Genomic DNA, 14086 nt, shown 5'->3' with positions numbered 1-14086 from the left:
AGGTTATAACCATCTCACTTCACCCATCCCGAGGTTGCCCCTTCCGGCTGGCAACGGGAAAAAGGCCAGCCTCATGACAAGGCTGGCCTGTGTTTGCAAAAAAATGGTGACCCCGGCAAGATTCGAACTTGCGACACCCAGATTAGGAATCTGGTGCTCTATCCTACTGAGCTACGGGGCCACTGGCGATGACGCCGGGATAGCTTCGTAGCCGAGGGCGGGGCAAAAGGCAAGCCTTTCGTGGCGGCCCGGCGCTGTGCAATGGGGTTCACACCCTTTACAAGTGCAAAAAAGGCCCTATAGTTGGCGGGTGCGGAAAGGTTCCGCCGTCCTGTTTTGCGCATTTCCCCAGGAGGCAACATGAATCGGCGCGTAGCCAAATTACTCATCGTGACGGGACTGGTCCTGGCGCTGCCAGTGCTGGCGGCGGCCAACGGGTTGCCCGTGTTTACGGAGCTGGCCGCCAGGGCGGGCAAATCCGTGGTCTTCATCGCCACTGAAAAAACCACCCAGGCCGGGCCGGGCGGGCGGCAATTCCGCCAGCAGGTCCCCGAGGGCCACCCCTTCCGCGAGTTCTTCGACCGCTTCGACCAGTTCTTCGGCCAGCAGCCGGGCCAGCCCCGCAAGCAGACCGGCCAGGGATCGGGCTTTGTCATCTCGCCCGACGGACTCATCGTCACCAACAACCACGTCATTGAGGGCGCGGACAAGGTCACGGTCCGCTTCCAGGACGACACCAGGGAATACGTGGCCGAGATCGTGGGCCGCGACAAGGAGACCGACCTCGCCGTCATCAGGATCAAGAGCGACCGGACCCTGCCCGTGCTCGCCTTCGGCGACTCGGACGCGCTCATGGTGGGCGAATGGGTCCTGGCCATCGGCAATCCCTTCGGCCTCGACAACACGGTCACCGCGGGCATCATCTCGGCCAAGCACCGCATCATCGGTGCCGGACCCTTCGACAACTTCCTCCAGACCGACGCCAGCATCAACCCCGGCAACTCCGGTGGCCCGCTGCTGAACATGCGCGGCGAGGTGGTGGGCATCAACACCGCCATCAACGCGGCGGCCGACAACATCGGCTTCGCCATCCCCAGCAGCCAGGCCGAGCTGATCATCGACCAGCTCAAGGAGGGCAAGGCGGTGCGGCGCGGCTGGATCGGCGTGACCATCCAGAGCGTGGACGCCACCCAGGCCAAGGCGCTTGGCCTGCCCGAGGCCAAGGGGGCGCTCATCTCCTCGGTGGGCAAGGACCACCCGGCCGACAAGGCGGGCATCCGCCAGGGCGACGTGATCCTCGAAGTCAACGGCGAGCCGGTCAACGACAGCAAGGATCTGCTGGCCCGCATCGCGGGGCTGATGCCCGGCGAAAAGGCCAAGCTGACCCTTTGGCGCGGCGAAAAACGCATCTCCAAGACTGTGACCCTGGGCGAGCGCGGCGAACGGACCATGGCCGCCATGCAGCCCCAGCAGCCACAGACCGCAGCCATGGTCCTCGGCATGTCGCTCCACCCGGTGGGCGAACGCGAGGCCAATGCCCTTGGTCTCGACGCCCCGCAGGGGCTCATCGTGGTCGAGGTCGCGCCGGACTCGCCTGCCGCGGCCGAAGGCGTGCGCCAGGGCGATGTCATCCTCCAGGCCAACCAGCAGGACGTGAACTCCCCGGCAGAGCTGGAGAGCGTCATCGCCCGCGACAAGACACGCGGCGCGGTCATGCTGCTCATCAAGCGCCAGGGCCAGAACCTGTTCGTGGCCCTGCCCCTGGACCAGAAGTAATCAACGGGCGGGGCTCCGCCAGGAGCCCCGCCCTGACCCCGACATATCAGAGGCCATGCCCGCCACCATCCTCACGGCCCCGGCCAAGATCAACGTCTTCTTGCGCGTCCTCGGAAAACGCGGCGACGGCTATCACGAGCTGCACACTCTCTTCCATCCAGTGACCGGCCTGTGCGACACCCTGGGAGTCGATCCCGGCCCCGAGGGCGACTTCTTTCTGCGCTGCCCCGGGTTTCCCGATCTCGAAGGACCGTCGAACCTCGTCTACCGGGCCTGGAAGGCCCATGGCGAGGCCACCGGACTGCGCCCCGGCCTTTTCGTCACCCTGACCAAGCGCATCCCCATGGGCGGGGGCCTCGGCGGCGGCAGCTCGAACGCGGCCGCCATGCTTCGCCATCTCCAGGCCCGGGCCGGGGAACGCGCCCTGGACCGCGACACCCTCATGGCCCTGGCCACGAAGCTCGGCGCGGACGTGCCCTTTTTCCTCATGGACGGCCCGGCGGAGGCCAGGGGCATCGGCGAGCGGCTGACCCCGGCCGGGGTGGATCTGACGGGCCTGACTCTGGTTCTTGCCTGCCCCCACCTGCGAGTGGACACCGCGTGGGCCTTCCGGGCCTTTGACACAGCCCGGAGCGGACCAGGGGCATGGGAATCCTTGACAACCCCCGCGCTTGATACTAAGAACGCATCTCCCGTTTCGCCCCTGCCCGTGGCCAACGATCTGGAGTCCGTGGTCTTCAAGGCGCATCCAATGCTCCGGAAGATAAAGGAAAAAATCGTTATCGCCGGGGCTTCGGCAGCCGCCATGAGCGGCTCGGGAGCCAGCCTGTTCGGCCTGTTTCGCGATGAAAATGTCGCGCAGGACGCAGTGCGGGCTCTTGATCTAGATGGGGTGAGCGTCCACACGCAGACGCTGTGATTTTCATGCTGGGGCGTCGCCAAGTCGGTAAGGCATCAGGTTTTGGTCCTGACATTCGAGGGTTCGAGTCCTTCCGCCCCAGCCATTCAGCCAGCAAACCCGGGGGATGACAATGCACGGCGAGCTAAAGATCATCAGCGGTTCCGCAAGCCCAAGCCTCGCGGAGGCCATTTGCGAGCACTTGGGCACCAAGCCTTCTCCGGTTCTGCGCGAGCGGTTCTCGGACGGCGAGATCCGCATAGAAATCGGTGAGAACGTGCGCGGGGACGATGTGTTCGTCATCCAGCCCACCTGCTCGCCGGTCAACTACCACCTCATGGAACTGTGCCTGATGCTCGACGCGCTCAAGCGCGCCAGCGCCTCGCGCGTCACTGCGGTGGTCCCCTATTTCGGCTATGCGCGGCAGGATCGCAAGGTGGTCCCCCGCGCTCCCATCTCGGCCAAACTCGTGGCCGACATGCTTTCGGCCGCAGGCATGCAGCGGCTGGTCACCTGCGACCTGCACGCCGGGCAGATCCAGGGCTTTTTCAACTGTCCGGTGGACAACCTCTTCGCCGCCCCGGTACTCATCGAGCACCTGCGCGACCGCGAGGACGACTTTGTCATCATCTCGCCCGATGCGGGCGGTGTCGAGCGCGCCCGATCCTACGCCAAGCGCCTTGGCGCCTCCCTGGCCATCGTCGACAAGCGGCGCGAGACCCCCAATCAGGCCAAGGCAATGCACATCATCGGCGATGTGCGCGACAAGGTGGCGGTGGTCATCGACGACATGATCGACACCGCAGGCACCATGTGCGCCGCAGCCAACGTGATCATGGATAACGGGGCCAAGGATGTCATGGCCTGCGCCACCCACCCGGTGCTCTCCGGCCCGGCCATCCAGCGGCTCGAGGAATCGGCCTTTTCCGAGGTGGTGGTCACGGACACCATCCCCCTGGACGAGGACAAGCGCTGCTGCGGCAAGATCAGGCAGCGTTCGGTGGCCTCCCTGCTGGCCAAAGCCATCAACAACGTACACACCGAATCGTCGGTGAGTGTGCTGTTCATCTAGATACCCGGCGATCCGGGGAGCGGCCGCCGTGGCCACCCTCCGAAACGGGCAACCATTTAAGGCGCGAGCGTCCGTCAACAGGTGACGGCCAGGGCGTAAAAGGAGCAACACTCATGGCAGAACTGCTGAAACTCAATGTGCAGGAACGCACCAAGACCGGAAAGGGCCACAACCGCCGTCTGCGGCAAAAGGAAATGGTCCCCGGCATCTACTACGACCAGAAGGGCACCAACATCCCTGTCCAGGTCAAGCTGATCCCCCTGCAGAAGGCGTATGCCAAACTGGGCAATGCCCAGGTCTTTGATCTGGTCCTGGAGCGCGAAGGCAAGACCGAAACCATGCCCGCCCTGCTCTGGCGGGTGCGCAACGAACCCATCACCGGCATGCCCGAGCATGTGGACTTCTTCGGCATCGACCTGACCAAGGACATCAAGGTCGCGGTCCACTACGAGCTCAAGGGCTCCTCCAAGGGAGTCAAGCTCGGCGGCCGCCTGGATCTGTTCCGCGACACCATCGAGGTCATCTGCAAGCCCATGAACATCCCCGAGTCCATCGTCATCGACATCACCGAACTCGACGTGCTCGACTCCATACACATCGCCGACATCGTCTTCCCCGAGGGCGTCACCCCGGTGTATGACGAAAACTACGCCGTGCTTACCATCGCCGGAAAGCAGACCGACGAGGAAGAAGGCGAAGGCGAAGAAGACGCATAGCGAACCGCGCTCTCAAGAATACGCATTCCCGGGGCGCGCCAGTCGCGTCCCGGTTTTTTTTCTCTGCGCGGGCGGGGTTATGCCCCGACAAACACCCCCGCGCCACAGCCCATGGACTGCAAAAGCGCCATCATCGGCCTGGGCAACCCAGGCCCCAAGTACGAACAGACCCGGCACAACATCGGGTTCATGCTCGTGGATAGCCTCGTGTCCATGGCTGGCGAACGCAAGAGCATGCACCTTGAACGCATTGAGGAATCGGGCGACTACGCCCTGTGGCGCGTCAGGTTCGCCGGAGCCTACCGTCTGCTGGTCAAGCCCATGACCTATATGAATCTCAGCGGCAAGGCCGTTGCCAGAATCTGCGGGCGCCACGGGCTTGTCCCGGAACAGCTCCTGGTGGTCCACGATGAGCTGGACCTCCCCTTTGGCCGCCTCAAACTCAAGATGGGCGGAGGCAACAACGGGCACAACGGACTCAAATCCATTGAGGAACATCTGAACACCCCGGAATTCTTCAGGCTGCGCATGGGCATCGGCCGTCCGGCGGTCCGGTTCGCCGACATCTCGGCCTGGGTGCTCGAGCCCTTTGCCAACGACGACGCCATCCACCTCCCCGCCATCCTGACCCATGCCATCAAGGGCATCGACATTCTCCATCGGCGGGGGATTTCCTTTGCCGTGCAGCACATCAACGGTTTCGCGCTCGAAACGCCGGACAAGACATCCGCCGAGCCCGCCTGAAGAACGCAATTCCACCGGAAACGACCCAAGGCATGGACTCTTGCGCCGGATTTCGGTATGCTGTCCTTCTGCCTCTTCAACAGCCAGTAGCAAGGAGCCTCTCCCCAAGTGTTCAAGGTCAATGAGTTGGTCGTCTATCCGTCCCAGGGTGTCGGGCGCGTTGAGCGTGTGGAATCCCAGGAAATCGGTGGAGTGAAGGCCGATTTTTACATAGTCCGCATCCTGAGCAACAACGTGACCTTGATGGTGCCTGTGGCCAATGCCAGGAACGTCGGGCTGCGAACGGTGTGCAGCCTGCGTGTGGGCCAGGAGATTTTCGAATCCCTCAAGGACCGCACCGGCTTCACCGGCTACACCGGACAGAACTGGAACCGCCGGTATCGAGAATACTCGGAGAAACTCAAGAGCGGCGACCTCTCCGATGTGGCCTACGTCCTCAAGGAACTTTTCCTCATAGGCCGGGACAAGGAGCTCTCCTTTGGCGAGCGCAGGCTGCTTGAGCAGGCCATGGGCCTTGTCTCCATGGAGCTTGCCTATTCCGTGGACCGTCCCCAGGACGACATCAAGGCCGACATCAACGAGATGTTCGCCGATGTCCTGCAGGCCCAGGAGGAGAAGGAATAGCCCGGCAACGGCCACCCCGCCCCGCATCAAAGCGCACTCACCCGAAACAGACCCTGTTTACGAACCACAATCTGCAATAATTATTCATTATTTTCCGAGAGCCACTGCTTCAACGCACCGCCCACTACAGCCGCCCTCCTCCACGCGCTCCCCGAACCTTTCGGACGGCCAGGAAAAACACGAACAAAGTGCGGCGTGAAGGGCTTGTCAAGCCCGAGCGTTTAGGGTAAGCCCCAAGGTGTCGCCGCACCTGCGGCTTGATCAAATACATCCCGCTATACACGTATTTTTTGACGGGTTGCGCCCGGCTCACCAACCATACAACAAGAGGTAGTTCCGACTTACCATCTTGAACCGCATCCAGCGAGCGGTTCCCCGTTTTCAGACGGACAGCCCCACGGCCCCAGACCACCGATTCCGCTTGAAAGTCTCGAGAGAGACTCGTGGCATACTTGGATTTCCCTTCATCAACCTTCAAACGGTAAACTCCACACATGGCAAGAAAAAAGACAGCCAAAGAACCCATCCAGGGCAATGGCTCCGAAAACGGCAACGGCGTGGACAAGCTCTACTTGGCCGAACTCAAGCTCAAAAACATGCAGGAGCTGACAGACCTCGCCGTACAACTGGAGGTCGAAAACCCGAGCAGTCTGCGCAAGCAGGAGCTGATCTTCGAGCTGCTCCAACAATGTGCCTCCCAGAACGGCCAGATTTTCGGCGACGGCGTTCTGGAAATCCTGCCGGACGGATTCGGCTTCCTGCGCTCGCCCATGTACAGCTACATGCCAGGGCCGGACGACATCTACGTCTCCCCATCCCAGATACGCCGATTCGGCCTGCGCAAGGGCGATGTGGTCTCTGGCCAGATTCGCCCGCCCAAGGAGGGCGAGCGCTACTTCGCCCTGCTGCGCGTCAGCGAAATAGGCTTTGAACCCCCGGAACATTCCAAAAATCTCGTCCTCTTCGACAACCTGACCCCCCTCTATCCCGAATCCATGCTGACCATGGAAAACGGGGACAAGAACTACGCCTCCCGCATCATCGACCTGCTGGCCCCCATCGGCAAGGGGCAACGCGGCATCCTGGTTGCTCCGCCGCGCACCGGCAAGACCATCATGCTCCAGACCATCGCCAACTCCATCAACGCCAACCACCCGGACGTGGACCTCATTGTCCTGCTCATCGACGAGCGGCCCGAGGAAGTCACGGACATGCAGCGCACGGTCAAGGCCGAGGTGGTCAGCTCCACCTTCGACGAACCGCCCACCCGCCATGTGCAGGTGGCCGAAATGGTCATCGAGAAAGCCAAGCGGCTGGTGGAGCGCAAACGCGACGTGGTCATCCTGCTCGACTCCATCACCCGGCTCGGCCGCGCCTACAACGCCGTGACCCCCTCGTCCGGCCGCGTGCTGTCCGGCGGCATCGACGCCAACGCCCTGCAACGGCCCAAGCGCTTCTTCGGCGCGGCACGCAACATCGAGGAGGGCGGCAGCCTGACCATCATCGCCACGGCCCTCATCGACACCGGCTCGCGCATGGACGAGGTCATCTTCGAGGAGTTCAAGGGCACGGGCAACATGGAGATATACCTTGACCGCCATCTGGCTGAAAAGCGTGTCTTCCCGGCCATCGACATCAACCGTTCCGGTACGCGCAAGGAAGAGCTGCTGCTCGGCGAGGACGTGCTCAACCGCGTCTGGATACTGCGCAAGCTCCTGGCTCCCATGAGTTCCATCGACTCCATGGAATTTCTGCGCGACAAGATGAAGGGGACCAAGAACAACAGGCAGTTCCTCGACTCCATGAGCAAATAACCCGGCCCAGCCCCCCACCCAGGACCGCCCGCGCCCGATCGTCGCGGGCGGTCCTGTCATTGCCGCAATGCCGCAGACCGGATGGCCGCGACATTTTTTGTGCAGCCAGGGCCACATGGTTGCCACCAGGACATAAATGTTTACAATAGGGGAAACCCCGGCAAGCCGGAGGGACCATGCGCAGACATCGCCTCTCCATACTTCCGGCCCTGGTGGCCGCCCTCGCCCTGATCCTGGCACCAGTGACCACGGCGCATCCAGGGATTTTGCCTGAAAGCAGACTGACCATCCGCCAGGAAAACGAGCTGGGACGCAACTTCGACCGCATCATCCGCGCCCAGATGCACATGGTGGGCGACACCTATATCACCCAGTATGTGAACCATCTGGTCCAGCGCGTGGTGGATGCCAAGCAACCCATGCCGTTTAGGATCACCAGCGCGGTCATCGCCAACCCCGCCCTCAACGCCTTCGCCATCCCCGGCGGCTACATATACATCTTCACCGGCCTGATCCAGGACGTGACCTCCGAGTCGCAACTGGCAGGGGTCATCGCCCACGAACTAGGTCACGTTTCGCAGCGCCATGTGGCCAGCCGCCTGGAAAAACAGGGAAAATTGGCACTGCTCTCCATGGCAGGACTGCTGGCCGGAGTCTTTCTCGGCGTGGCCGGAAACAACTCGGCCGCAAAAATGGGCCAGGCCCTGATGATGGGCTCCCAGGGGGCGGCCACCGCAGCCATGCTCAACTACTCCCAGGAAGACGAGCGCGAGGCGGACCAGGTGGGTCTCAATTCCATGGTCAAGGCGGGGTTCAACCCCAAGGGAATGCCGGAAACATTCGAAATCATGCTCAAAAACCGCTGGTTCGACTCCGGCTCGGATATGCCCACCTATCTTTCCACCCACCCTGGCTTGAATGAGCGGATCTCCTACCTCAACGACCGCATCAGGCGCATGCCCGAGTCCTTCACCGGGCGAGAGGACGACAACACCACCCTGGTCAAGGTACAGATGCTGGTCCGGGCCAAGATGTCTCCGGCCACCACGGCCATGGCCTACTGGAACGACAAGAACATCAACACCTACACGCCCATCGATTTCGTGGGCCGGGGCATCGTCCTCGAACGGCTCAAGAACCGCTCCGAGGCGACCGAATCCTTTGAACAGGCCCTGCGCCTTGACGGCGAAGACCCCATCGTGGTCCGCGAGGCGGGTATTTTCTTCTTCAAGGCCGGGGAGTTCGACAGGTCCGCCCCCTATCTCCAGAAGGCCGCCATCAAGAACCCGCGAGACGCCCTGGCCCTGTTTTACATGGCCCGGCTCCAGGCTCGAAACAAGCAGTATGACCAGGCCGCAGCCAGCATGCGCCGGGTGCTGGAACTCGTGCCTGAGGACTCGGAGGTCTACCATCACCTGGGCATGATCCTCGGCGAGTCCGGCGACACCTTTGGCGGCAACCTCAACCTCGCCTACGCCGCCGTCTACTCGAACAACACGCGCAAAGCGCGCTTCCACGCGCAACAGGCGGGCCAAAGCGCCCAGACCGACGCCCAGCGCGAACAGCTCAAGGAGCTGCACACCACCATGGAAGAGCGCGAAAAGGGGCCGATGTAGTCGCGCCTTGAACCTTGCGCGTAATTGGCGTAGGTTCCCCTCCTTCATCCAAAAACATCAGACCAATGATCATCGTAAGAGACATAGAAGAGATACGCGGCGTGGTCGCGGGAGCCTGCGTGACCATCGGCAACTTCGATGGCGTGCACAAGGGACACCAGCGGCTCATTGAGTTGGCCTGCTCGCGGGCCAAGGCCCAGGGGCTGGTCAGCGTGGTTGTCACCTTCGACCCCCACCCCCTCAAGGTGCTCGGCAAGGGGGCACCCCCGCCCTTCATCACCCTCACCGAGCAGAAACTCGAACTCATCTCGCAGCACGGGCCTCAGCTCTGTCTGCTCCTTGAGTTTTCCCTGGAAATGGCCCGGCTCACCCCGGAGGAATTCATTGGGAAATACCTGCTTGATGGCCTGGGCATGCAGGAGCTGATCATCGGTTACGACTACCACATGGGCAAGGGCCGCTCGGGCAACTTCGAAACCCTGACCGAACTGGGCGCACTCCACGGCTTCACCGTGGACCGGCTCGATCCTGTCACTATCGACGGCGCGGTGGTCAGCTCAACCCGTATCCGCGATCTGGTCCAGTCCGGCCGGGTCTGGGAGGCCCGCCCGCTGCTGGGCCGGTTCTATCAGGTCAGGGGCCAGGTGGTGCATGGAATGAACCGGGGCGGCAGGCTGCTCGGCTTTCCCACGGCCAACCTCAAGCTGGTGGACGAGCTGTTCCCCATGCCCGGAGTCTACGCCATCTGGGTCGAGATGGCTGGCGAGGTACGCATGGGGGTCGCCAACATCGGCATCAACCCCACCTTCGGCAACCATGCCCTCTCGGTGGAAGCCCACATCCTCGATTTCCGCGGCGACCTCTACGGCGCGGACATCCGCGTCCATTTCGTCCAGCGCATCCGCGACGAGCACAAGTTCTCGGGCATCGACGAACTCAAGACGCGCATTGCCAAGGATGTCGATCTGGGCCGACGCATCCTGGCCCAACCCGAGGCGGAGATCCGCCTGACAACACCCTTTCTCGAGCCGGGCTCCAACCCAGGCCAACGCTGATAGCCATGTCGCCCTTCCGACGAATCGCCAACTACTGGCTCTCCTTCGTCAAATCCTACCGGACCATCACCTCGTTCCGCTGGCTGGTCATCGGGGTGCTGGCGGGCTGCCTGTCGGGGCTGGTGGCCGCGGCGTTTTTCCTGCTGGTGGAGGCGGGCACCTATTTCCTCCAGCACTATCTGGCGGGCATCGTCTCGCCCGAGCCCGCGGGAGAGGGCATCTTCCACGGCCCGGTGGGAGACTACCGGCCCTGGGTCATTCCGGTCTTCACCACCGGCACGGCCCTGCTCACGGGCTGGCTGGTCAGCCGCTTCATCCCGGAGACCATCGCAGGAGGCACCGACGGCACCGACGCCACCATCAACGCCTTCCACAACCAGGGCGGAATCATCCGGGCCAGAGTGGCCATCATCCGGGGCATCTGCTCGGTGCTGACCATCGCCTCTGGCGGCAGCGCGGGCCGCGAAGGGCCCATCACCCAGATGGGCGCGGGCGCGGGCGCATGGCTGGCCAAGATCTTCAATCTCTCGGCCAAGGAGCGACGCATCCTGCTCCTGGCAGGCGCGGCCGGCGGCCTGGGCGCCATCTTCCGCGCCCCCCTCGGCGGTGCCCTCACCGCCGTGGAGGTCATCTACCGCGAAGACTTCGAGGCCGAGGCCATCCTGCCCTCGGTCATGAGTTCCGTGGTCTCCTACTCCATCTTCACCTTCTTCTACGGAACAGACCCCATCTTCGGCATCCCGCGCTTCACTTTCCATGACCCCCGCGAGCTTCTGTTCTACGCCCTGCTCGCCCTGGTCTGCGCGGCAGCGGGCTGGATGTATGTACGCACCTTCTACTTCATGAAATACCACGTCTTCTTCCCTCTGCGCGAGAAGCTGGGGCTGATCTGGTCCATGGGCATCGGCGGGCTGGCCATGGGGCTCATCGGCATCCTCTACCCCTACACGGCCAGCGAAGGAATGATCACCGGGGGCGTACTCTCGGGCGGCTACGGCTGGCTCGAGCTGGCCATCCTCGGCCAGATGCCCGCCCTTGGCATGTGCTACCTCATCGTGGGCAAGACCGTGGCCACCTCGGTCACCATCGGCTCGGGCATGTCCGGCGGCATGTTCGCGCCCGCCCTGTTCGTGGGCGGCATGTCCGGCGGTCTGGTGGGCAAGCTCGGCCACGCATGGTTCCCGGACATCGTCACCCAGCCCGGAGCGTACATCCTGGTGGGCATGGCCGCCTTTTTCGCGGGCGTGGCCAGCGCCCCCATCGGTCCGCTGATCATGGTCACGGAGCTGACCCAGGGCTACGGCCTGCTCGCGCCGCTGATGCTCGCGTCGGCCCTGTGCCTGGTGCTGTGCCGCAATGTCTCCCTCTACGAACACCAGGTGGACAACAAGTTCAGCTCCCCGGCCCACGCCGAGGACGCCACCATCAACATCCTCGAGCAGATGCACGTCACGGACTTCTACAACCCCGGCGAGGTGGTGGTGCTCCAGGAGTCCACCACCCTCAAGGAGCTGACCGACGTCATCGCCAACTCGAACCAGCTCTATTTCCCGGTCAAACGGGCCGACGGCACCTACGCGGGCATGGTCTCCATCCAGAACGTGAGCAACTGGATGTTCGATGACGGCCTGCACGCCCTGGTGGTGGTCCGCGACCTCATGTCGCGGCCGGTCTATGTCCGGCCGGACTACGACCTCTATCAGGCCCTGCTGCGCTTCGTGAACACCGACTACGGCCAGATCCCCGTGGTCTCCCAGACCGACACCAACGAGATCATCGGCCTGATCAACCGCGACGACGTGTTCCAGGCCTATGCCGAGGCCATCGCCACGGTCAAGGGCACGGCCGAGGGCGACGACGACGCAGACACCCCCCAGGGTGGCACCCGGCCCGAACGGCGCTGAACCCGGGCAACCTGGGCGATACCTTTCTCGCGACACATCCCTGGCAGCCAACAGCATAAACTGAATCATCAGCAGCGTTGCCTTGTGCACCCAACCTAGGGTACCGGAAGCCCTATGAAGCAAAGCGCACTGCACCTCAATTTCATCGGGTTCGCCTTCCTGCTGATCGTCGTCGGGCAGCTCGGTTGCGCGGGTAACAAGACTTTCAAAACGCTCCAATCCGACCCAGCTTGGAGGCAGGTCATAGTCAATGCTCCGCTTCCCGCCGTGGGCTGGGTGCGCGGTCAGGCCGACACGATCCATATCTACATAGAGGGCGACGGGGTGGCCTACGCCAGCCGACACCGGCCATCCCTGGACCCCACTCCGCGAACGCCCACTGGCCTGTTGCTGGCGCACGAGGACAATGCCCCGGCAGTGTCCTACCTTGGCCGCCCCTGCCAATATGTGACGGGCGAGGCCTGCAGTCCGGTCCATTGGACCACCGGGCGGTTCTCCGAAACCGTACTTCAAGCACAAAACCAACTCGTGGATGAGGCCAAGGGGCTGGCCGGGGCAAAGCGCGTCGTCCTTTTCGGCTATTCCGGCGGCGGGGCCGTGGCTGCGTTGCTTGCGGCACGGCGGACGGACGTGGACCTGCTCGTCACCATCTGCGGCAATCTCGACCATGCGGCATGGACCCGATTGCACGGCCTCACCCCGCTGGATGGATCGCTGAACCCGGCCTCTATCGCCGAACGGCTATCGGATATTCCCCAGGTTCACTATGTGGGAAGCAAGGATACGATCGTTCCGCCTGAGGTTGTTCAATCCTTTGTAGATCAGCTCCTGCCGGAGACGCTTGTCATCGTTAAAACTGTCGATGGTGCGGACCACGGACATACGGGTTGGGTAAAAGTATGGCAGGAGCATTCCCATCCAACCGAATAAAAACCAATTTGGAAGGGGTTTTACAAATAGATTGACATCCACCGTTGAATTCGTACACAACCGCAGGTATAAGTATACACATACCCTTAAGGACGCTCGCATGGCTGTTCCCGCCTCCTCTCCTCGCGCAGGAAAATTAGCTGCAACCTGTATTCTATCGGTAATCCTGTTCATATTTTGTTGTGGCACCACCGCCTCCTCTTCGGACTTTGAGGGACTTGGAGACCTTCCTGGCGGGTCTTTTTCGTCCCAAGCCTGGGGAGTGAGTTCTGACGGATCTGTCGTCATAGGGACCAGCTCGGTGGATGGGCCCCTTAATGCTTTCCGCTGGACACAGGCCGGCGGGATGATTTCTTTGGGGGACCTTCCTGGCGGGGGTCTTAATTCTGGCGCCGATGCCGTTAACTCGGACGGTTCCGTGGTCGTCGGAAGTGGCTCCTCAGCCTCAGGGCAGGAGGCATTCCGATGGACACAAGCTGGCGGCATGGTCGGGCTGGGAGACCTTGAAGGCGGCAGTTTTAATTCCCAGGCCCACGACGTGAACGCGGACGGATCGGTCGTGGTGGGGTACGGGTCCATCGCAGGCGGTAGGGAAGCCTTCCGCTGGACACAGGAAGATGGAATGGTCTCATTGGGAGATCTTCCCGGAGGGATAATTGAATCCGCTGCCAGGGGAGTGAGTGGAGACGGCTCTGTTGTCGTTGGGTACGGCACCACCGATACGGGCAGAGAGGCTTTCCGCTGGACACAGGCCAGCGGAATGGTTGCTCTGGGGTTCCTGGCCGGAGGGAACGAGTCGTACGCCTGGAGAACCAACGACGACGGATCGGTCATTGTGGGGACAAGCGAATCGGCTTCCGGGTGGGAGGCTTTCCGGTGGACACAGGCTGGCGGCATGGTTGGATTGGGCGACCTCCCTGGCGGAGCAGTTGACTCT

General features: G+C 62.6%; 11 protein-coding genes, 2 tRNA genes and 1 pseudogene. 13 read left to right on the top strand and 1 reads right to left on the bottom strand.

Annotation, left to right across the window (positions count from 1 at the left end):
- Positions 1-104: 104 nt before the first annotated feature.
- A tRNA-Arg gene (locus tag GKC30_RS09665) sits at positions 105-181 on the bottom strand.
- A 179-nt stretch (positions 182-360) separates the two neighbouring features.
- Between GKC30_RS09665 and GKC30_RS09660 the strand changes: the two genes are divergently transcribed.
- The 13 genes and pseudogenes from GKC30_RS09660 to GKC30_RS15225 form a co-directional block, all read left to right on the top strand.
- Complete coding sequence (locus tag GKC30_RS09660) at positions 361-1776, top strand: Do family serine endopeptidase (protein ID WP_155934498.1); 1416 nt, start codon at positions 361-363, stop codon at positions 1774-1776.
- A 55-nt stretch (positions 1777-1831) separates the two neighbouring features.
- A complete protein-coding gene (gene ispE, locus GKC30_RS09655; RefSeq protein WP_155934496.1) occupies positions 1832-2695 on the top strand; it encodes a 4-(cytidine 5'-diphospho)-2-C-methyl-D-erythritol kinase in 864 nt (287 codons plus the stop codon).
- 9 nt (positions 2696-2704) lie between these two features.
- Positions 2705-2780 (top strand) — tRNA-Gln (locus GKC30_RS09650).
- Between the two features lie 27 nt (positions 2781-2807).
- Positions 2808-3746: a ribose-phosphate diphosphokinase gene (locus tag GKC30_RS09645; RefSeq protein ID WP_155934494.1), complete on the top strand. Its 939-nt coding sequence runs from the start codon at positions 2808-2810 to the stop codon at positions 3744-3746.
- 113 nt (positions 3747-3859) lie between these two features.
- On the top strand, positions 3860-4462 hold the full coding sequence (locus GKC30_RS09640) for a 50S ribosomal protein L25 (protein ID WP_155934492.1): 603 nt from the start codon (positions 3860-3862) through the stop codon (positions 4460-4462).
- Positions 4463-4573: 111 nt separating this feature from the next.
- Positions 4574-5206: an aminoacyl-tRNA hydrolase gene (gene pth / locus GKC30_RS09635; RefSeq protein WP_155934490.1), complete on the top strand. Its 633-nt coding sequence runs from the start codon at positions 4574-4576 to the stop codon at positions 5204-5206.
- 108 nt (positions 5207-5314) lie between these two features.
- Positions 5315-5830, top strand: coding sequence for a CarD family transcriptional regulator (locus GKC30_RS09630; RefSeq protein ID WP_367614071.1), 516 nt, complete (start codon positions 5315-5317; stop codon positions 5828-5830).
- Positions 5831-6324: 494 nt separating this feature from the next.
- The gene (rho, locus tag GKC30_RS09625; protein WP_196772850.1) at positions 6325-7644 is read left to right on the top strand and encodes a transcription termination factor Rho; all 1320 of its coding nucleotides are present in this window, start codon (positions 6325-6327) and stop codon (positions 7642-7644) included.
- A gap of 176 nt (positions 7645-7820) precedes the next feature.
- Positions 7821-9260, top strand: coding sequence for a M48 family metallopeptidase (locus tag GKC30_RS09620; protein WP_155934488.1), 1440 nt, complete (start codon positions 7821-7823; stop codon positions 9258-9260).
- Positions 9261-9325: 65 nt separating this feature from the next.
- Positions 9326-10315, top strand: a complete 990-nt coding sequence (locus GKC30_RS09615) for a bifunctional riboflavin kinase/FAD synthetase (RefSeq protein WP_155934486.1) — start codon at positions 9326-9328, stop codon at positions 10313-10315.
- Between the two features lie 5 nt (positions 10316-10320).
- Positions 10321-12219 (top strand): chloride channel protein, encoded by a 1899-nt coding sequence (locus tag GKC30_RS09610; protein ID WP_155934484.1) that lies wholly within the window; start codon positions 10321-10323, stop codon positions 12217-12219.
- Between the two features lie 114 nt (positions 12220-12333).
- Entirely contained in the window at positions 12334-13149 is an 816-nt protein-coding gene (locus GKC30_RS09605) for an alpha/beta hydrolase (protein WP_155934482.1), read from the top strand.
- Between the two features lie 100 nt (positions 13150-13249).
- A pseudogene (locus GKC30_RS15225) lies at positions 13250-14056 on the top strand (hypothetical protein); the annotation flags it as partial.
- Positions 14057-14086: the final 30 nt, after the last annotated feature.

Source organism: Pseudodesulfovibrio alkaliphilus (assembly GCF_009729555.1).
Taxonomy (GTDB): domain Bacteria; phylum Desulfobacterota; class Desulfovibrionia; order Desulfovibrionales; family Desulfovibrionaceae; genus Pseudodesulfovibrio; species Pseudodesulfovibrio alkaliphilus.
Note: the sequence above shows the minus strand (reverse complement) of the source record. Positions and strands in the feature narration are given on the sequence as shown.